Here is a 19,699-nt window from a genome sequence, read left to right as displayed (position 1 = left end):
ATAATTTGTGCCGACAAAATGCGCGCAGAGTATAGGGGCGGTTCTGCCCCTATTCAACTGCCGGGTAGTGATTTCCGATCACGCGCTACATAAGCAAATGTTTCAGCGGATGTGGGCAAGGACGCCCTGAAGCTCATCAAGGGAGTTATATCCGATGACCAATTGCCCTTTGCCTTTCTTGCCGTGGCGAATTTGTACCGCAGAGCCCAGGCGCTCGGCCAGGCGCTGCTCGAGACGCGCGATATCCGGATCAGGTTTGGCCGTTTCGACCGGTGCAGGTTTGCCGCTGAGCCACTGGCGAACCAGGGCCTCGGTCTGACGAACGGTGAGCCCTCGTGCGACAACGTGTCGCGCCCCTTCAACCTGTTGATTTTCCGGCAACCCGAGCAAAGCACGGGCGTGGCCCATCTCGAGGTCGCCATGGGACAACATGGTCTTGATGACTTCCGGCAGCGCGATCAGGCGCAGCAAGTTGGACACGGTGACACGGGATTTACCCACGGCCTCGGCGACCTGTTGCTGGGTCAGCTGGAATTCCTGCTGCAAACGCTGCAAGGCGATCGCTTCCTCGATGGGATTGAGGTCTTCACGCTGGATATTCTCGATCAACGCCATGGCGATGGCGGTTTCATCCGGTACATCGCGCACCATCGCCGGGATGGTGTCCTTGCCCGCCTGCTGGCTGGCGCGCCAGCGGCGTTCACCGGCGATGATTTCAAAGCGGCCGCCGCCGATCGGGCGCACCACAATCGGCTGCATCACGCCCTGGGCCTTGATCGAATTGGCCAGTTCTTCCAGGGCCTGGGGGTCCATGTCCCGGCGTGGCTGGTATTTGCCGCGCTGGATCAGGTCCAGGGGCAAGTGCTGCAGCTCGCGTTCGTCAGCCTGCACCGCTTGTTCTTCAAGCGATGTGACGGTCGGACCACTCAGCAGTGCATCCAGTCCACGTCCGAGACCTCGTTTCTTGACGGCCATGGGGATTCCTTAAGTTGGCTGGGCTGCAGCGGTGCGTGAGTTGCGGCGTTGACGACGAACCATCTCGCCGGCCAATGCCAGGTAGGCAATGGCGCCACGGGATGATTTGTCGTACGCCAGCGCGGGCATGCCATAGCTTGGCGCTTCGGCCAGGCGGATGTTGCGTGGAATCACGGTGTCGTACAGCTGGTCGCCAAAGTGTTCCTTGAGCTGCGCCGACACATCGTTCATCAGGCTCAGGCGCGGATCGAACATGGTCCGCAGCAGGCCTTCGATCTGCAGGTTCGGGTTGAGCAGCTCGGCGATACGCTTGATGTTATCCACAAGGTCGCTCAACCCTTCCAGCGCGTAGTACTCGCACTGCATGGGGATAATCACCCCATCGGCAGCCACCAATGCGTTAAGCGTGAGCATCGACAGCGACGGTGGGCAGTCGATCAAAATGTAGTCGTAGTTCTCGCGGATCGGTGCCAACGCGCTGCGCAGACGGCTTTCCTTCATCTGCATTTCCAGCAGCACCACTTCCGCCGCAGTCAAATCGCGGTTGGCCGGCAGCAGTTGATAACCGCCATGCTCGGAGTAGTGCATGGCCTGGGCCAGGTCGCACTCGCCAATCAGCAAGTCGTAGACCGAGTTTTCCAAGCCGTGTTTATCCACACCGCTACCCATGGTGGCGTTGCCCTGTGGATCGAGATCGATCAACAGCACCCGGCGCTTGGTGGCGACCAGGGATGCTGCGAGGTTGATGCAGGTGGTGGTTTTGCCCACGCCACCTTTCTGGTTCGCTATCGCGAATACCTTAGCCATTCTTGCTTGTGTTCCCAATCATGCCGTGCGGCGCAGTATCAGCAGATGGCGTTGGCCTTGGCAACCGGGTACGGCCAAGGCATGTTCGCTATCGAGGTGGAAGTCTGCCGGCAATGCTAACAGCTCATCGCTTGGATGGACGCCCTTCATTGCCAGCCAGCGGGTGTCGCGGTCGCCCAGGTGACGGGTCCAGTTGCTGAAGTTCTCCATGCTGCTGAACGCCCGGGAAACAATTCCGTTGAACGGCAGTTCAGGCGTGAAGGCTTCGACGCGACTGTGGATAACTTGCAGGTTATCCAGCTTGAGTTCGAGCTTGACCTGGGTCAGGAAGCGGGTTTTCTTGCCGTTGCTGTCCAGGCAGGTCACTTGCGATTCAGGAAACAGGATAGCCAGTGGGATGCCAGGCATACCGCCACCACTGCCGACATCGAGCCAACGACCGTTTTCGATAAACGGCATCACGCTCAGACTGTCGAGCAAGTGACGGGAAACCATTTCGTCGGGATCACGCACAGCCGTCAGGTTGTAAGCCTTGTTCCATTTGATCAACAGGGCCAGGTAACCCAGCAGCAAATCGTGCTGGGCCTCGGTCAAGTCCACGCCCAATTGGCGCGCACCTGTGGATAACTCTTCGGCGTGTTGCGAGGTGACCAACGAACTCAAGCGCTTTGCTCCAACTGACGGCCCGCGCCGCGTTTTTTCAAATGAATCATCAACAGCGAAATAGCTGCAGGGGTGACGCCCGGGATACGTGAAGCCTGGCCGAGGGTCTCGGGGCGAGTTATCCCCAGCTTGCTTTGGATTTCTTTCGACAATCCGGAAATACCGGTGTAGTCGATATCCACAGGCAGCCTGGTGTCTTCACTGGCGCGCAGACGAGCGATCTCGTCCTGCTGGCGGTCAATGTAACCGGCGTACTTGGTCTTGATTTCGACCTGCTCGGCAACCTGTGGATCATCGGCGCCGCCGCCGGTCACTTCGACCAGACCGGCGTAGTCGATTTCCGGACGGGACAGCAGGTTCAGCAGGTTGTATTCATGAGTCAGCGGCGTGCCGAATTTTTCCGCAATCGCGTCGCCCTGCTCGGTCCCGGGGCGAACCCAGGTACTTTTCAGGCGCTGCTCTTCAAGCTCGATGCTTTCGCGTTTTTTGCAGAAGGCCGCCCAGCGCGCATCGTCGACCAGCCCCAGTTCACGGCCTTTTTCGGTCAGGCGCAGGTCGGCGTTGTCTTCCCGCAGGATCAGGCGGTATTCCGCTCGGGAAGTGAACATCCGATACGGTTCCTGGGTTCCCAGGGTAATCAGGTCGTCGACCAACACGCCGATATACGCTTCATCGCGACGCGGGCACCAGCTGTCTTTGCCTTGTGCACGCAATGCGGCGTTGGTCCCGGCCAGCAAACCCTGGGCGCCGGCTTCTTCGTAGCCGGTGGTGCCGTTGATTTGCCCAGCGAAGAACAGACCGCCGATAACCTTGGTTTCCAGGCTGTACTTCAAATCACGCGGGTCGAAGTAGTCGTATTCGATGGCGTAGCCCGGACGCACGATGTGTGCGTTTTCCATGCCGCGAATCGATTGCACGATCTGGATTTGCACATCGAACGGCAGGGAAGTGGAAATCCCGTTCGGGTACAGCTCATGGGTAGTCAGGCCTTCGGGCTCGATGAACACCTGATGGCTTTCCTTGTCGGCAAAGCGGTGGATCTTGTCTTCGATCGACGGGCAGTAACGTGGGCCAATACCTTCGATCACCCCGGAGTACATCGGCGAACGGTCGAGGTTCGCGGCAATGATTTCGTGAGTGCGCGCATTGGTATGGGTAATCCAGCAGCTCACCTGTTTGGGGTGTTGCTCCTTGGAACCCATGAACGACATTACCGGAATCGGTGTATCGCCAGCTTGTTCAGTCATCACCGAGAAATCCACGGAACGCCCGTCGATACGCGGTGGGGTCCCGGTTTTCAGGCGACCGACGCGCAGCTGCAATTCGCGCAGGCGTTTTGCCAGGGCAATCGACGGCGGATCACCGGCGCGGCCACCCGAATAGTTCTGCATGCCGATGTGGATAAGTCCGCCGAGGAACGTACCGGTGGTCAACACCACGGATTCTGCGAAGAAACGCAGGCCCATTTGGGTGACAACACCGCGAACCACGTCCTGTTCGACGATCAAGTCATCGGCGGCTTGTTGAAATATCCACAGGTTGGGCTGGTTTTCCAGGGTTTCGCGGACCGCGGCTTTGTACAGGATGCGGTCTGCCTGGGCCCGAGTGGCACGCACGGCCGGGCCTTTGCGGCTGTTGAGCACGCGAAATTGAATACCACCCTTGTCGGTAGCCTCGGCCATCACGCCACCAAGGGCGTCGATTTCCTTGACCAGATGGCTTTTGCCGATCCCACCAATGGCGGGGTTGCAACTCATGGCGCCGAGGGTTTCCACGTTATGCGTCAGCAACAGGGTTTTTACGCCCATGCGTGCTGACGCCAGTGCTGCCTCGGTACCGGCATGACCGCCGCCGAGGACGATCACTTCAAAACGGGAAGGGAAATCCACCACGCACCTCGTGCCTGCTTATGTAGGTAATCAGGAATTGTTTGTTGAAAGGGTTTTGGAGCTTTGGCGGCAAGTATAGGGACTTCGCCCTTCCTAAAGAACCCTTTGCACAAAATTTAACCAGCTGTGGATGAATCACAGACAATAGAAATTAAAAGAGAGAAATTTATTAAATCTTTGTTTTTATGTTTATTTCTACTGGGCACCGTTTCTGTGGATAGATCTCTACAGGCCTTTATTTACAATGTGTACAGCGATTCAAAAGTCTGTGGCCATGTGCCAATGAGGCCCTTGGATAAGTGCTTTAAGCCTGTGGATTAAACAGGTGGTTATCCACAGATGGGTTTTTACTCAGGTTTCGAGCCCTGTTATCAACTGGGCCCACGGGCGGTTATTCACAGGGCTTAATCCACAGAAATCCGTGCAATCGTGTGAATTTCGCCCACGACGAAGCCAACCGAATCTTTCTATTCGGGGGTGAGCACGTCAAAAAGAGATCTATTGTGAGAAAACAGCCAGGCAGTTAATAATAGCGATTATCATTAACTTAGCTTGTCATGCCCTATGTCCCCTTCTTCACACACGGCTGCGGTTCAGAACATCTACGAGCAGCACCACTCCTGGTTGCACGGGTGGCTCAAAGGTAAGTTGCATAACGCCTGCGATGCAGCCGATGTGGCGCACGATACGTTCGTGCGCATTCTGGGTGGGCGGCATGCGGCGCAGATCGTTGAACCGCGTGACTACCTGGCGACCATCGCCAGGGGCCTGGTGATTGACCGTTATCGCCGGCATGCCATCGAACAGGCCTACAAGCAAACCTTGGCCGAACGGCCTGAAGCCACGGCCATCAATGAAGAAGACAAAGCCATCATCATCGAGACGCTGGTGGCTGTGGATAAAGCCCTGTCCGGACTCGGTGAGCGAGCGCGACGGATCTTCCTGTTGTCGCAGATCGAGGGGCTGACTTATCAACAGATCGCCGATCAACTGCAGGTGTCGCTGACCACGGTGAAGAAGCACATGATCCGTGCATTGACTGAATGCTCGCTGATCATGGCCAGCCTGTAATGGCCGCCCCCGATCGCAAGACCTTCGAGGCCGCTGCTCACTGGTATGTACAGTTTCAATCCCAAACGCCTACGGCTGCTGAACGCCTTGCCTGGCAACAATGGCTCAGCGGCGATCCGTCCCATCAGGCGGCGTGGAACCAGATGGAGCAATTGCAGCGCAGTCTCGGCGCCCTGCCCCAGGATTTCACCCGCCGGGCATTGTCGGCCACGCAACAACGTCGTCAGGTATTGAAGTGGATGCTGGTAATGGGCGGTACCGGGTGCCTGGGCTGGAATGTCCAGCAACACACCTCCCTGGGCAATGTATGGGCCGACTACCGGACGTCTGTGGGTGAACGCCGGCGTATCGCATTGGCTGACGGCACGCGGATTGATCTGAATACCAGCACCGCGATTGACGTGATATTCGACGGGCGCCAACGTTTGATCCGGCTGCGTGAAGGTGAAGTACTTATCCACACCGGCAAGTTGGGCGGGCACACGCCCTTTTATGTCGAAACCCGCCAAGGCCGAGTCCAGGCACTGGGTACTCGGTTTACAGTGCGCCAGCTGCCAGATTCCACGCGTGTCGGTGTTCTGAAGGATCGCGTGAGTGTGTCCCCTGGTGACCGGCCCAACCATGCTCGACTGCTCGGTACCGGTGAAAGCGCTGACTTTGATCGTCAAAACATAGGGCTTGGCCACACGTATAGCGGGTCCCAGGCTGCCTGGGTCGATGGCCAGCTGATCGTATTGGATGCTCGCCTCGGAGATGTGATCGAAGACCTTGCCCGCTACCGTCCCGGCGTCCTGAAATGCGACTTGGCTAGTGCACACCTACGTGTTTCCGGGACTTTCCGCCTCGACTCCACCGATGCGGTACTGGCGAATCTGCAGGCAACCTTGCCCATTCAGGTGAAATACTTCACTCGCTATTGGGTTTCGGTGGAGCGAATCGCCTGATCGGAAAAAATATCCTCACAAGGGGTTATCTTTTTTTTACCTGGCACGGCCCTAAAGGTAATCACGACGCCACCTTCAGGGCTTACCCACCTATGCGCCTTCGCACCAAGCTCCGCCAGCGACTTTCCTACCACGGTATGACGTGCAGCCTGCTGCTCGGCACGGCAGTCACAGCCGGTGTTTTGCTATCCAGTGACGCCCTGGCCGCCAGCGCGGTGCAGCATTACGTCATTGCGGCCGGTCCCCTGGACAATGCCTTGAGCCAATTTGCCGCCAGGGCGAATGTGATTCTGTCTTTCTCGCCCCAGCAAACCGCGCGCTTGAATACAACCGGGCTGGAAGGTGACTATTCGGTTGAGCAAGGCTTTGCATTGTTGCTGCAGAACTCGGGGTTACAAGCGCTGGTCCAGGCGCCTGGCAGCTATGTCCTGCAGGCCATTCCTACAGGGCAACTCACGCTCGCGCCCACCACGGTCAGCACTTATCAACAGGCTGGGTTCAATCAGGAGATTGCCGGGGATGTGGGCTACAAAGCGCAAAACAGCCGTATCGGTACCAAGACCAGCACACCTCTGTCGGAAACACCGCGTTCGGTATCGGTCGTCACCGGCCAGCGCATCAAGGACCAGAAGTCGCAGACCCTGACTGAAGTATTGGGCTACGTGCCAGGTATTTTCGCGCCACCCTTTGCTGCTGGCGACGGTCTCGCGGGTGACTTGTTCTTCATCCGCGGTTTCAATGCCACGGATTACGGCTACGGCCTGCTGCGAGATGGCCTGCGCGTACAAGGCAATCGGTACGACACCACCAGTGAGCCTTATGGCCTGGAGCGGGTCGAAATCTTCCGTGGGCCCTCTTCCCTGCTATACGGTGAAAACGCGCCTGGCGGCTTAGTGAACCTGGTGAGCAAACATCCGACTGCCACGCCGCAGGGTGAAGTGCAGCTCGGTTATGGCTCGAATAATCGGCGTCAGTTGGGTGTGGATATCTCTGGTCCACTCAACGATAGCGGCAATATCCTTGGCCGGGTGGTGATGCTCGGCCGCAAGTCTGATACGCAGACTGACCATGTTCCTGATGATCGCCTGTACATCGCGCCTTCATTGACCCTGAATTTCGACGACTTCAACACGCTCACTCTGTTGGCCAATTACCAAAAGGACCACACCAATCTCGAACTCGGCCTACCCGCCGCGGGGACCTTGCTTACAAATCCGAACGGAAAGCTGTCCAAGCACACCATGCTCGGCGACCCGGACTGGAATACGTTCGAACGTGAAGCCTGGAGCAGCGGCTACGAATTCAGCCACAGCTTCAATGATGAGTGGCAGTTCCGCCAGAACTCGCGGTACATGCAATCGCGCATCAACCGTCATGAAACCTGGCCGGGCACATTGAACAATGGCGGTTTCGGCACCCAACTGAACATGACGGCCTACGACCGCTACAACAAATCGATGGTCTACTCCCTGGATAACCAGTTGGAAGGCAAATTCCAGGTCGGGGACCTGGAAAATACGGTGCTGTTCGGCGCCAGTTATGACCGCACCTCGTTCAACCAGGATTGGGACGCAGGCTTCGCCGGCACCATCAATGTGTATAACCCCGTGTACCTGCGTGAGCCGCTTACCCCGGTGGCTGTGCAAAACACCTTGCTCGAGCAGCAGATGAAGGGTGTTTATGCACAAATCCAGAGCAAGTATGACCACTGGTTGTTCCTGCTGGGTGGCCGCCAGGACTGGGTCGACAGTGATTTCCGCGACAAGGTCAACAAGGCCAGCAATACCGGCTCCGAAGACCGCAAGTTTACCTACCAGGGCGGGGTGATGTACCAGTTCGACAACGGCCTGACGCCGTACGTCAGCTACTCCACCGCATTTGTGCCTGTACAGCAGATCTCCAACGCCGGTTCACCGTTGAAGCCGATCACCAGCAGTCAGTACGAAGTGGGTGTGAAGTACGAACCGGTCGGCTGGGATACAGCGATGACCTTGTCGGTGTATGACTTGCGCAAGGAAGATGACACCTACCTCGACGCCACCACCAACAGCTACCGCCAGGTGGGCGAAAGCCGGGCTAAAGGTGCTGAGGTCGAGGTGAACAGCAACATCACGCCCAACCTGAATGTGACCGCAGCCTACACCTACACTGACGCTCGTATTATCAAGGACTCGGCTACCTCGCTGGTCGAGGGGCATCAGATGACGGGGGTTCCGCGCAACCAGGCCTCGATGTGGGGCAAGTACCGCTTCCTCGATGGCCAACTCAAGGGCTTGTCCCTGGGCGGCGGTGTGCGCTATTTCGACAGTACGTTTTCTTACACCCAGCCAAGCCTGTACGGAAAGCTGGATGCTGGGAGCGTCACTCTGGTGGACGCAGCCGTCGGCTATCAGATCGACAAGCACTGGTCAGTGGACGTGAACGCCAAGAACCTGTTCGACAAGGAGTATGTTTCTGGCTGCAACGACGCGGGCCGCTGCTACTGGGGTGACAGTCGTACACTGCTTGGGACTGTTTCGTACAACTGGTGATGGATGATGGCCTGAAGAATCAAAATGCTCTTCAGGCCGCTATCGCTGGCAAGCCTGCTGCTACTTGCCGATACAGAAGCTGGAGAAGATCCGTCCCAACAAATCATCGGAGCTGAATGCGCCGGTGATTTCTCCCAACAGCTGCTGCGCCTGGCGAAGATCCTCAGCCAGCAGCTCCCCCGCCCCCGCCAAGGTCAACTGCGCCCGGCCGTGCTCCAATGCCGCGCTTGCATGGCGCAGCGCCTCCAGGTGCCTGCGGCGCGCACTGAAGCTGCTTTCCGACGTCTGCTCGTAACCCATGCAGGCCTTGAGATGCTCACGCAGCAATTCCAGGCCCTCCCCCGCAGACTTGGCGCTCAGGCTGATAGTGACGTGGCCATCAGCGCTGGTTTCCATCGCAATGGCTTCACCCGTCAGGTCGGCTTTGTTACGAATCAAGGTGACTTTGGCCGGGTCCGGCCGTTGCTCGAGGAATTCCGGCCACAATGCAAAAGGATCCACAGCCTCCGGCGCGGTGGCGTCCACCACCAGCAGTACCCGGTCCGCTTCGCCGATGGCTTTGAGCGCGCGTTCCACGCCGATCTTTTCCACCTGGTCATCGGTATCGCGTAAACCGGCGGTGTCGACGACGTGCAACGGCATGCCATCGATGTGGATATGTTCGCGCAGGATATCCCGGGTGGTGCCGGCGATCTCGGTGACAATGGCTGCTTCACGCCCCGCCAGCGCATTGAGCAGGCTGGATTTGCCGGCATTGGGACGCCCAGCGATCACGACGGTCATCCCGTCTCGCAGCAACGCGCCTTGCCCGGCTTCCCGCAGGACTGTGGATAACTCATCACGGACCTTATCCAGCATCGCCAATACATGGCCATCGGCAAGGAAGTCGATTTCCTCTTCAGGAAAATCAATCGCCGCCTCGACGTAGATGCGCAGGCTGATCAACTGTTCGGTCAAGTTATGCACACGCAGGGAGAAAGCGCCCTGCAGAGAGCGCAGCGCATTGCGTGCAGCTTGCGCAGAACTGGCCTCGATCAAATCGGCAATCGCCTCGGCCTGTGCCAGGTCGAGCTTGTCGTTGAGGAATGCCCGCTCACTGAACTCACCCGGGCGAGCCAGGCGGCAACCCAACTGCAGGCAGCGTTGCAGCAACATATCCAGAACGATCGGGCCGCCGTGCCCCTGCAATTCCAGTACGTCTTCACCCGTGAAAGAGTTGGGTCCCGGGAAATACAGGGCCAGGCCTTCGTCCAATACTTCCTCACCAGAGCCGAGGAAGGGGCCGTAATGGGCATAGCGCGGCTTCAACTCACGCCCGCTGATGGCCTTCGCGGCAATCCCGGCGAGCGGTCCGGAAATACGAACGATACCGACACCGCCGCGACCTTGAGCGGTAGCGACAGCAGCGATGGTTTCACGAGGAGCGCTCATCAGCAGGTTCCAGAATAAAAGTGACGGAAAGCAAAACGCCCCACTAGGGGGCGTCTTGAGTGGTTATCCACAGAGTAAATTACGCCTCGGCTTTTTTGGTAGCCGCTTCGATTTTACGTGTGATGTACCACTGTTGAGAGATCGACAACACGTTGTTGACCACCCAGTACAGAACCAGGCCAGCCGGGAACCACAGGAAGAAGAAGGTGAAGATGATTGGCATCATTTTCATCACCTTGGCCTGCATCGGATCCGGCGGCGTCGGGTTCAGGCGCTGCTGGATAAACATGGTCGCGCCCATGATGATCGGCAGGATAAAGAACGGGTCTTTGATCGACAGGTCAGTTATCCACAGCATGAACGGTGCCTGGCGCATTTCCACGCTTTCCAGGAGTACCCAGTACAGCGACAGGAATACCGGCATCTGTACCAGAATCGGCAAGCATCCACCCAGCGGGTTGATCTTCTCTTTCTTGTACAGCTCCATCATGGCCTGCGACATTTTCTGCCGGTCATCGCCATGTTGTTCTTTCAGCGCGGCCAGTTTAGGCGCCACGGCACGCATACGCGCCATCGACTTGTAGCTGGCGGCCGACAGTGGGAAGAAGATCCCCTTGATCAGCATGGTCAGGAAGATGATCGACCAGCCCCAGTTACCGACGATGCTGTGGATATGTTGCAGCAGCCAGAAGATCGGCTGGGCAATGAACCACAGGATGCCGTAGTCCACAGTCAGTTCCAGACCTGGGGACAACTCTTTCAGCACCGCCTGGCTTTTCGGGCCGGCGTACAGGGTAGCGCTGGTTTCAGCCTTGGCACCTGGAGCCACGGTCAACGCCGGGCCGGTGTAGCCGATGATGTAGTTGCCTTTGCTGTCCTTGCGCGCCAGTACTGCATTGTTCTGGCCGGGCTGAGGAATCCACGCGGTCACAAAGTAGTGTTGCAGCCAGGCTACCCAGCCACCGTTCACGTTATAGGTGATCGGCGCCTTGGTTTTGTCTTCGGCCACTTTATCCATGTCTTTCATGGATACTTTTTTGTACGGCTCCGAACTTGTCCACAGGGCAGCGCCCAGGTAAGTCGCGGTACCCGTCGCAGTGCTGGACGATGGATCGGAACTGGCGTCACGCTTGAGCTGCGCAAACATTGCGCCGGTCCAAGGCTGGGCGCTCTGGTTGTCGATCAGATAGGTGACAACGATGTCGTACAGGCCGCGCTTGAGTGTGAAGCGCTTGATGTAGTTGACGCCGTCCTTGCTGAACTTCAAGTCCACGACCAGTTGGTCTTGGCCATCTGCCAGTTGATAGCTCTTCTTCTCCGCAGAGAAAATCGGACGACCGGTTGCACTCGCATCAGGGCCGTTGGTGCCGATCAGGCCACTTTGTGCCTGGTAAACACGTTCGCCACCGTTATCGAACAACTGGAATGGGATTTCCGGGTGATCCTGACGACGCGGATACAGCGGAAGTGTCAGCTTGGCAACATCGCCACCTTGCGGGTCGATAGCCAGGTCCAACACATCCGTCTTGATCTGGATGAGGTCGGTGCTTGCGGCAACTGCAACTTCGGCAGGTGCTTTTGTTTCGCCCGCTGCCCGTGGAATGTCATCACTGGCGGCAGTATTGGTGCCACTTACTGTATCGGGAAGCCCCGCTGGAACAGCATTGGCAGCAACATTCTGAGTCGGCAGGGCAGCCTGGCCATAGTCCTGGTTCCACTTAAGGACCATGACGTAGGACACGATTGCCAGGGCGACGATCAGGATCGTGCGTTTAATATCCATGATTACTCGGCCATCGAAGAAGAACGGGAGGTAGGGATAGGTGGAACCGGGTCATAACCACCGGGATTCCACGGATGACAGCGACCTAAACGACGAAAGGTCAGCCAGCCACCGCGCAGAAGACCATGATTTTCTATGGCCTCTAACGCGTAGCAGGAACAACTGGGGTAGAAACGACAGTGGCTGGCCATCAGAGGACTAATGGCATAGCGATAAAACTGGATCGGAACGAGTGCCAGTTTACGCATCGGTGCTGTCTACCCCTACAGTTTCGGTGCTGACTGCTGGTGCTGGTTTGTTGGTACGCGCCAGACGTTTCCAGAGCTTGCCGAAATGCTGAATCAATTCGGGGTTTTCTACATCCCCCAAGCCTTTGCGCGCGACGATAACAATATCCCAACCAACCAGAGTGTCCTGGTGGAGGCGAAACGATTCGCGCATCAGACGCTTGAGGCGATTGCGCTCAACGGAGAGCTTTACGCTCTTCTTGCCGATCACCAACCCGAGACGGGGGTGATCAAGATCGTTGTTACGCGCAAGGAGCAGGAGATTTTTCCCCGGAACCTTGCCGGTGGGGGAGTCAAAGACTGCCTTGAAGTGCCGGGGAGTTAGCAGACGCTTTTCCCGACTGAAGTCCTGACTCACCACCAGTACCGGATTATCAAACTGCCAGACGCGCACGACCTTTGGCGCGGCGACGCGACAGGACAGCACGGCCGTTCTTGGTAGCCATGCGAGCACGGAAGCCGTGGGTACGGGCGCGTTTGATGGTGCTTGGTTGGAAAGTACGTTTCATGGCGTTGTTACCTGGTTCGTCCACAACGGGCCGGAATGGCCCCCGTTTTAAGAGACCGGCGATTCTAGAGAAAGCAAGCCTCTAGGTCAATTTCCAACCAGCTTTTCCTTCAATTAGATCTTTACGGGCCTCCAGACCTTTTCTTTCCGTTCTGCTTCCATGAGCAATGCCATAGATATAAAAATAAAGAAGGAAGTTATTTAAAGCTTTTCTGTAAAGCTTATAAAAGCTAGGCAGGCCATCCTCTGTGGATAACTGCCTTAAGGCCATATTCCACGTGCTGTACAGAGAATGACAACATGGGGGAGAAGCGGTGCTCTGCCTGTGCTGCGCTGTCGGATAAGCTGTGTGTGGAATGGCATGTTATCCACAGGTCAGTTACCCACAGACTTTCGACCCCACTTGTACAACGAGCTCAGGCCCGCTTATCCACAGAGCTTATGCACAGACCATCTGTCGCATTTTTTGCAGTTAAGGCATTGATTTTGGCTGGCCTGTGAGCAACCTACATGTGGATAAGTGGGCTGCTGGCCGCTACAATGGCGGCTGTTTTTGCCTCACCGGCTTTCAACTTAGGGGATATCCGTGTCAGTGGAACTTTGGCAGCAGTGCGTGGAGCTTTTGCGCGATGAGCTGCCTGCCCAGCAATTCAACACCTGGATCCGCCCGCTACAGGTCGAAGCCGAAGGCGACGAGTTGCGTATCTATGCGCCCAATCGTTTTGTTCTCGACTGGGTCAACGAGAAGTACCTGAGCCGCGTTCTCGAATTGCTCGATGAACACGGCAATGGCCTTGCGCCCGTGCTCTCCTTATTAATAGGCAGTAAACGCAGCTCGGCGCCCCGTGCTGCACCGAATGCTCCGCTCGCAGCCAGTGCCTCGCAGGCTCAAGCCCCTGTGGCGCCTGTTAATAACTCGCCAGCGCCGGTTGCCCAGACGCCTTCGAAATCCTCGTCGCAGAACAACGCGCCTATCAATGAAGAGCCGTCCCGCGACAGCTTCGATCCGATGGCGGGTGCCAGTTCCCAGCAGGCTCCGGTCCGCGCCGAGCAGCGCACGGTGCAGGTCGAAGGTGCGCTCAAGCACACCAGCTACCTGAACCGCACGTTCACCTTTGAGAACTTCGTCGAAGGTAAATCCAACCAGCTGGCCCGCGCGGCCGCCTGGCAGGTCGCCGATAACCCCAAGCATGGTTACAACCCGCTCTTCCTTTATGGCGGCGTTGGCTTGGGTAAGACCCACTTGATGCACGCTGTGGGTAACCACCTATTAAAGAAGAACCCGAATGCCAAGGTTGTGTACCTGCACTCGGAGCGTTTCGTGGCAGATATGGTCAAGGCCCTGCAGCTCAATGCGATCAACGAGTTCAAGCGGTTCTACCGCTCCGTTGATGCATTGCTGATCGATGACATTCAATTCTTCGCGCGCAAGGAGCGTTCCCAGGAAGAGTTTTTCCACACCTTCAACGCCCTGCTCGAAGGCGGCCAACAGGTCATCCTGACCAGTGACCGTTACCCGAAGGAAATCGAAGGCCTGGAAGAACGCTTGAAGTCGCGCTTTGGTTGGGGCCTTACCGTTGCGGTAGAGCCGCCGGAGCTGGAAACCCGCGTAGCGATCCTGATGAAAAAGGCCGATCAGGCGAAAGTCGATCTGCCCCACGACGCCGCGTTTTTCATCGCCCAACGCATCCGTTCCAACGTGCGTGAGCTGGAAGGTGCGCTCAAGCGTGTCATCGCGCACTCTCACTTCATGGGCCGGGACATCACCATCGAGCTGATTCGCGAATCCCTGAAAGACTTGCTGGCATTGCAGGACAAACTGGTGAGTGTGGATAACATCCAGCGCACGGTGGCCGAGTACTACAAGATCAAGATTTCCGACTTGCTGTCCAAGCGCCGTTCGCGCTCGGTGGCTCGTCCTCGTCAGGTGGCCATGGCACTCTCCAAGGAGTTGACCAACCATAGCCTGCCGGAAATCGGAGACGTGTTTGGCGGCCGCGACCACACCACGGTCTTGCACGCGTGCCGCAAGATCAACGAACTTAAGGAATCCGACGCGGATATTCGCGAGGACTACAAGAACCTGCTGCGTACACTGACTACTTGATGACACCAGCGCAGCTTATTAAGGCAAGGGACTAGACCATGCATTTCACCATTCAACGCGAAGCCCTGTTGAAACCCCTGCAACTGGTCGCAGGCGTCGTCGAGCGCCGACAGACCTTGCCGGTGCTCTCCAACGTATTGCTGGTGGTCGAAGGCCAGCAATTGTCCCTGACCGGTACCGACCTGGAAGTCGAGCTGGTCGGTCGCGTGCAACTGGAAGAACCCGCTGAACCTGGCGAGATTACAGTACCCGCGCGCAAGCTGATGGACATCTGCAAAAGCCTGCCGAACGACGCGCTGATCGACATCAAGGTTGATGAGCAGAAGTTGGTGGTCAAGGCGGGTCGCAGTCGTTTCACGCTGTCTACTTTGCCGGCCAATGATTTCCCGACTGTGGAAGAAGGCCCAGGCTCACTGACCTGCAGCCTGGAGCAAAGCAAACTGCGCCGTCTGATTGAGCGCACCAGCTTCGCCATGGCCCAGCAGGACGTACGTTACTACCTCAACGGCATGCTGCTGGAGGTGTCGGAAGGCATCATTCGCGCCGTGGCCACTGACGGTCACCGTCTGGCGATGTGCTCGATGCGCGCCGATATCGGTCAACCTGACCGTCACCAGGTGATCGTGCCGCGTAAGGGTATTCTCGAACTGGCGCGCCTGCTCACCGAGCCGGATGGCAATGTCAGCATCGTGCTGGGTCAGCACCATATCCGCGCGACCACCGGCGAGTTCACCTTCACCTCCAAGCTGGTCGACGGCAAGTTCCCGGATTACGAGCGCGTTCTGCCTAAAGGCGGCGACAAGCTGGTGATCGGTGATCGCCAGGCCCTGCGTGAAGCGTTCAGCCGTACTGCGATCCTGTCCAACGAGAAGTACCGGGGCATTCGTCTGCAACTGGCCAACGGTCAGTTGAAAATCCAGGCCAATAACCCGGAGCAGGAAGAAGCGGAAGAGGAAGTGGGCGTCGATTACAACGGCGGCACTTTGGAAATCGGCTTCAACGTGAGCTACTTGCTGGACGTGCTGGGTGTGATGACCACCGAACAGGTTCGCCTGATCCTGTCCGACTCCAACAGCAGCGCCCTGGTGCAGGAATCCGATAATGACGACTCGGCTTACGTTGTTATGCCGATGCGCCTGTAATCATGCCCAGCAGAAGCTAGATGTCCCTTAGTCGCGTCTCGGTCACCGCGGTGCGCAATTTGCACCCGGTGACCTTCTCCCCCTCCCCCCGCATCAATATCCTCCACGGCGCCAACGGCAGTGGCAAAACCAGCGTGCTGGAAGCCATCCACTTGCTAGGGCTTGCCCGTTCCTTTCGCAGTGCCCGCTTGTTGCCGGTGATTCAGTACGAACAACTGGCCTGCACGGTATTTGGCCAAGTCGAACTGGCAGAAGGTGGGCACAGCAGCCTGGGGATTTCTCGTGATCGCGGCGGTGAGTTCCAGATTCGCATCGACGGGCAAAACGCTCGCAGTGCTGCGCAACTGGCAGAGATCCTGCCGTTGCAACTGATCAATCCTGACAGCTTCCGCTTGTTGGAAGGCGCGCCAAAGATCCGCAGGCAGTTTCTCGACTGGGGAGTGTTCCACGTGGAACCGCGATTCATGGCCACGTGGCAGCGCCTGCAGAAGGCCCTGCGGCAGCGGAACTCATGGCTGCGGCATGGTACACTTGACGCCGCTTCGCAAGCGGCCTGGGACCGGGAATTGTGCCTGGCCAGCGATGAAATAGATGAATACCGCCGCGCCTATATCAAAGCCTTGAAACCAGTCTTTGAGCAGACCTTGAGTGAGTTGTTGGATCTCGAGGGGCTGACGCTGAGTTACTACCGTGGCTGGGACAAAGACCGTGAGCTGAGTGCAGTGCTCGCAACGTCCCTGCAGCGGGATCAGCAAATTGGCCATACCCAGGCCGGACCCCAACGGGCAGATTTGCGTCTTAGATTAGGCGCACATAATGCTGCGGATATCTTGTCCCGCGGCCAGCAGAAGTTGGTGGTGTGTGCACTGCGGATCGCCCAGGGGCATCTGGTTAGCCAAGCCCGACGTGGTCAGTGTATTTATCTGGTGGATGACTTGCCGTCTGAACTCGACGAGCAACACCGCCGTGCGTTATGCCGCTTGTTGGAAGACTTACGCTGCCAGGTGTTTATCACCTGTGTAGACCACGAATTATTGAGGGAAGGCTGGCAGACGGAAACGCCAGTCGCTTTGTTCCACGTGGAACAAGGCCGTATCACCCAGACCCACGACCATCGGGAGTGAAGGCATGAGCGAAGAAAACACGTACGACTCGACCAGCATTAAAGTGCTGAAAGGTTTGGATGCCGTACGCAAACGTCCCGGTATGTACATTGGCGACACTGATGACGGTAGCGGTCTGCACCACATGGTGTTCGAGGTGGTCGACAACTCCATCGACGAAGCTTTGGCCGGTCACTGCGACGACATCAGCATCATCATCCATCCGGACGAATCCATTACTGTGCGCGACAACGGTCGCGGCATCCCGGTAGATGTGCACAAAGAAGAAGGTGTTTCGGCGGCAGAGGTCATCATGACCGTGCTCCACGCCGGCGGTAAGTTCGACGACAACTCCTACAAAGTATCCGGTGGTTTGCACGGTGTGGGCGTGTCGGTGGTGAATGCTCTGTCCGAAGAGCTGATCCTGACCGTTCGCCGCAGTGGCAAGATCTGGGAGCAGACCTACGTCCACGGTGTGCCACAGGAGCCGATGAAAATCGTTGGTGACAGTGAAAGCACCGGTACCCAGATCCATTTCAAGCCATCGGCTGATACCTTCAAGAACATCCACTTCAGCTGGGACATCCTGGCCAAGCGGATTCGTGAATTGTCCTTCCTCAACTCCGGTGTCGGCATCGTCCTCAAGGATGAGCGCAGCGGCAAGGAAGAGCTGTTCAAATACGAAGGCGGCTTGCGTGCGTTCGTTGAATACCTGAACACCAACAAGACTGCGGTCAACCAGGTGTTCCACTTCAACATCCAGCGTGAAGACGGCATCGGCGTTGAAATCGCCCTGCAATGGAACGACAGCTTCAACGAGAACCTGTTGTGCTTCACCAACAACATTCCACAGCGTGACGGTGGTACTCACTTGGTGGGTTTCCGTTCGGCGCTGACGCGTAACCTGAACACCTACATCGAAGCCGAAGGCCTGGCGAAGAAGCATAAGGTCGCCACCACCGGTGACGATGCCCGTGAAGGCCTAACCGCAATCATCTCGGTGAAAGTGCCGGACCCTAAGTTCAGCTCCCAGACCAAAGACAAGCTGGTGTCTTCCGAAGTGAAAACTGCGGTTGAACAAGAGATGGGTAAGTACTTCTCCGACTTCCTGCTGGAAAACCCGAACGAAGCCAAGCTGGTTGTCGGCAAGATGATCGATGCCGCACGTGCCCGTGAAGCGGCGCGTAAAGCCCGTGAGATGACCCGCCGTAAAGGTGCGCTGGATATTGCCGGCTTGCCAGGCAAACTGGCTGACTGCCAGGAGAAGGACCCTGCCCTCTCCGAACTGTACCTGGTGGAAGGTGACTCTGCTGGCGGTTCCGCCAAGCAGGGTCGTAACCGTCGCACCCAGGCCATCCTGCCGTTGAAGGGTAAGATCCTCAACGTGGAGAAGGCTCGTTTCGACAAGATGATTTCCTCCCAGGAAGTCGGCACCTTGATCACGGCACTGGGCTGCGGTATTGGCCGAGACGAGTACAACATCGACAAGCTGCGCTATCACAACATCATCATCATGACCGATGCTGACGTCGACGGTTCGCACATCCGTACCCTGCTGCTGACATTCTTCTTCCGTCAGTTGCCGGAGCTGATCGAGCGTGGCTACATCTATATCGCCCAGCCGCCGTTGTACAAAGTGAAGAAAGGCAAGCAAGAACAGTACATCAAAGACGACGACGCCATGGAAGAGTACATGACGCAGTCGGCCCTGGAAGATGCCAGCCTGCACTTGAACGACGAAGCCCCGGGGATCTCCGGTGAGGCGCTGGAGCGTCTGGTTAACGACTTCCGTATGGTGATGAAGACACTCAAGCGCCTGTCGCGCCTGTACCCACAGGAATTAACCGAGCACTTCATCTACCTGCCGTCCGTAAGCCTGGAGCAGTTGGGCGACCACGCACACATGCAGGAATGGCTGGCCCAGTATGAAGTACGCCTGCGTACTGTCGAAAAATCCGGCCTGGTGTACAAAGCCAGCCTGCGTGAAGACCGTGAACGTAACGTCTGGCTGCCAGAGGTCGAATTGATCTCCCACGGCTTGTCGAACTACGTCACCTTCAACCGCGACTTCTTCGGCAGCAACGACTACAAGACCGTTGTGACCCTCGGCGCGCAACTGAGCACCCTGCTGGACGACGGTGCTTATATTCAGCGTGGCGAGCGTAAGAAAGCGGTCAAGGAGTTCAAGGAAGCCCTGGACTGGCTGATGGCGGAAAGTACCAAGCGCCACACGATCCAGCGATACAAAGGTCTGGGCGAAATGAACCCGGATCAGCTGTGGGAAACCACCATGGACCCAGCCCAGCGTCGTATGCTGCGCGTAACCATCGAGGACGCCATTGGCGCAGACCAGATCTTCAACACCCTGATGGGTGATGCGGTCGAACCTCGCCGTGACTTCATCGAGAGCAATGCCCTGGCAGTGTCTAACCTGGATTTCTGATCCAGGTACGACGCC

At 57.3% G+C, this 19,699-nt stretch carries 16 protein-coding genes; 7 read left to right on the top strand and 9 right to left on the bottom strand.

Going from position 1 to position 19,699, the window contains the following annotated elements:
* Positions 1–102: 102 nt before the first annotated feature.
* The 4 genes from V3W40_RS16280 to mnmG are packed head-to-tail and all read right to left on the bottom strand — an operon-like array spanning position 103 to position 4,334.
* Positions 103–975, bottom strand: coding sequence for a ParB/RepB/Spo0J family partition protein (locus tag V3W40_RS16280; RefSeq protein WP_015886650.1), 873 nt, complete (start codon positions 973–975; stop codon positions 103–105).
* A 9-nt stretch (positions 976–984) separates the two neighbouring features.
* Positions 985–1,782 (bottom strand): ParA family protein, encoded by a 798-nt coding sequence (locus tag V3W40_RS16275; RefSeq protein WP_016978715.1) that lies wholly within the window; start codon positions 1,780–1,782, stop codon positions 985–987.
* Between the two features lie 18 nt (positions 1,783–1,800).
* Positions 1,801–2,445 (bottom strand): 16S rRNA (guanine(527)-N(7))-methyltransferase RsmG, encoded by a 645-nt coding sequence (gene rsmG / locus V3W40_RS16270; RefSeq protein WP_065926803.1) that lies wholly within the window; start codon positions 2,443–2,445, stop codon positions 1,801–1,803.
* Complete coding sequence (gene mnmG, locus V3W40_RS16265; RefSeq protein WP_330215326.1) at positions 2,442–4,334, bottom strand: tRNA uridine-5-carboxymethylaminomethyl(34) synthesis enzyme MnmG; 1,893 nt, start codon at positions 4,332–4,334, stop codon at positions 2,442–2,444. Before mnmG ends, rsmG begins: the two co-directional genes overlap by 4 nt.
* 564 nt (positions 4,335–4,898) lie before the next feature.
* Here mnmG and V3W40_RS16260 point away from each other — a divergent pair.
* From V3W40_RS16260 to V3W40_RS16250, 3 genes are all read left to right on the top strand, one after another.
* Entirely contained in the window at positions 4,899–5,405 is a 507-nt protein-coding gene (locus tag V3W40_RS16260; RefSeq protein ID WP_137211748.1) for a sigma-70 family RNA polymerase sigma factor, read from the top strand.
* Positions 5,405–6,349, top strand: coding sequence for a FecR domain-containing protein (locus tag V3W40_RS16255; protein WP_330215325.1), 945 nt, complete (start codon positions 5,405–5,407; stop codon positions 6,347–6,349). The genes V3W40_RS16260 and V3W40_RS16255 overlap by 1 nt, the downstream gene beginning before the upstream one ends.
* A gap of 92 nt (positions 6,350–6,441) precedes the next feature.
* Positions 6,442–8,880, top strand: coding sequence for a TonB-dependent siderophore receptor (locus V3W40_RS16250; protein WP_330215324.1), 2,439 nt, complete (start codon positions 6,442–6,444; stop codon positions 8,878–8,880).
* A 60-nt stretch (positions 8,881–8,940) separates the two neighbouring features.
* On the opposite strand, the gene mnmE is transcribed toward V3W40_RS16250, so the two are convergent.
* From mnmE to rpmH, 5 genes are all read right to left on the bottom strand, one after another.
* A complete protein-coding gene (gene mnmE, locus V3W40_RS16245) occupies positions 8,941–10,311 on the bottom strand; it encodes a tRNA uridine-5-carboxymethylaminomethyl(34) synthesis GTPase MnmE (protein WP_137211751.1) in 1,371 nt (456 codons plus the stop codon).
* 79 nt (positions 10,312–10,390) lie between these two features.
* Positions 10,391–12,094 carry a membrane protein insertase YidC gene (yidC, locus tag V3W40_RS16240; RefSeq protein ID WP_065926808.1) on the bottom strand — a complete coding sequence of 568 codons (1,704 nt, stop codon included), beginning with the start codon at positions 12,092–12,094 and terminating at the stop codon, positions 10,391–10,393.
* Between the two features lie 2 nt (positions 12,095–12,096).
* Complete coding sequence (yidD, locus tag V3W40_RS16235) at positions 12,097–12,342, bottom strand: membrane protein insertion efficiency factor YidD (RefSeq protein WP_010207715.1); 246 nt, start codon at positions 12,340–12,342, stop codon at positions 12,097–12,099.
* The gene (gene rnpA / locus V3W40_RS16230; protein WP_053128141.1) at positions 12,335–12,739 is read right to left on the bottom strand and encodes a ribonuclease P protein component; all 405 of its coding nucleotides are present in this window, start codon (positions 12,737–12,739) and stop codon (positions 12,335–12,337) included. Before rnpA ends, yidD begins: the two co-directional genes overlap by 8 nt.
* A gap of 16 nt (positions 12,740–12,755) precedes the next feature.
* Entirely contained in the window at positions 12,756–12,890 is a 135-nt protein-coding gene (rpmH, locus tag V3W40_RS16225) for a 50S ribosomal protein L34 (RefSeq protein ID WP_003213577.1), read from the bottom strand.
* 585 nt (positions 12,891–13,475) lie between these two features.
* On the opposite strand from rpmH, the gene dnaA reads away from it, so the two are divergent.
* Genes dnaA through gyrB form a run of 4 tightly spaced genes read left to right on the top strand, consistent with a single transcriptional unit; the run spans position 13,476 to position 19,684 of the window.
* Positions 13,476–14,996: a chromosomal replication initiator protein DnaA gene (dnaA, locus tag V3W40_RS16220; RefSeq protein WP_065926809.1), complete on the top strand. Its 1,521-nt coding sequence runs from the start codon at positions 13,476–13,478 to the stop codon at positions 14,994–14,996.
* A 38-nt stretch (positions 14,997–15,034) separates the two neighbouring features.
* A complete protein-coding gene (dnaN, locus tag V3W40_RS16215) occupies positions 15,035–16,138 on the top strand; it encodes a DNA polymerase III subunit beta (protein ID WP_065926810.1) in 1,104 nt (367 codons plus the stop codon).
* A gap of 20 nt (positions 16,139–16,158) precedes the next feature.
* Positions 16,159–17,262, top strand: coding sequence for a DNA replication/repair protein RecF (gene recF, locus V3W40_RS16210; protein WP_027608164.1), 1,104 nt, complete (start codon positions 16,159–16,161; stop codon positions 17,260–17,262).
* 4 nt (positions 17,263–17,266) lie between these two features.
* A complete protein-coding gene (gyrB, locus tag V3W40_RS16205; protein WP_065926811.1) occupies positions 17,267–19,684 on the top strand; it encodes a DNA topoisomerase (ATP-hydrolyzing) subunit B in 2,418 nt (805 codons plus the stop codon).
* Positions 19,685–19,699: the final 15 nt, after the last annotated feature.

The sequence above is a fragment of the Pseudomonas sp. AM8 genome (assembly GCF_036346475.1).
GTDB classification, from domain to species: Bacteria; Pseudomonadota; Gammaproteobacteria; order Pseudomonadales; family Pseudomonadaceae; genus Aquipseudomonas; species Aquipseudomonas marginalis.
The sequence above is the reverse complement of the archived record's forward strand: the minus strand, read 5'-3'. Positions and strand labels throughout refer to the sequence as shown.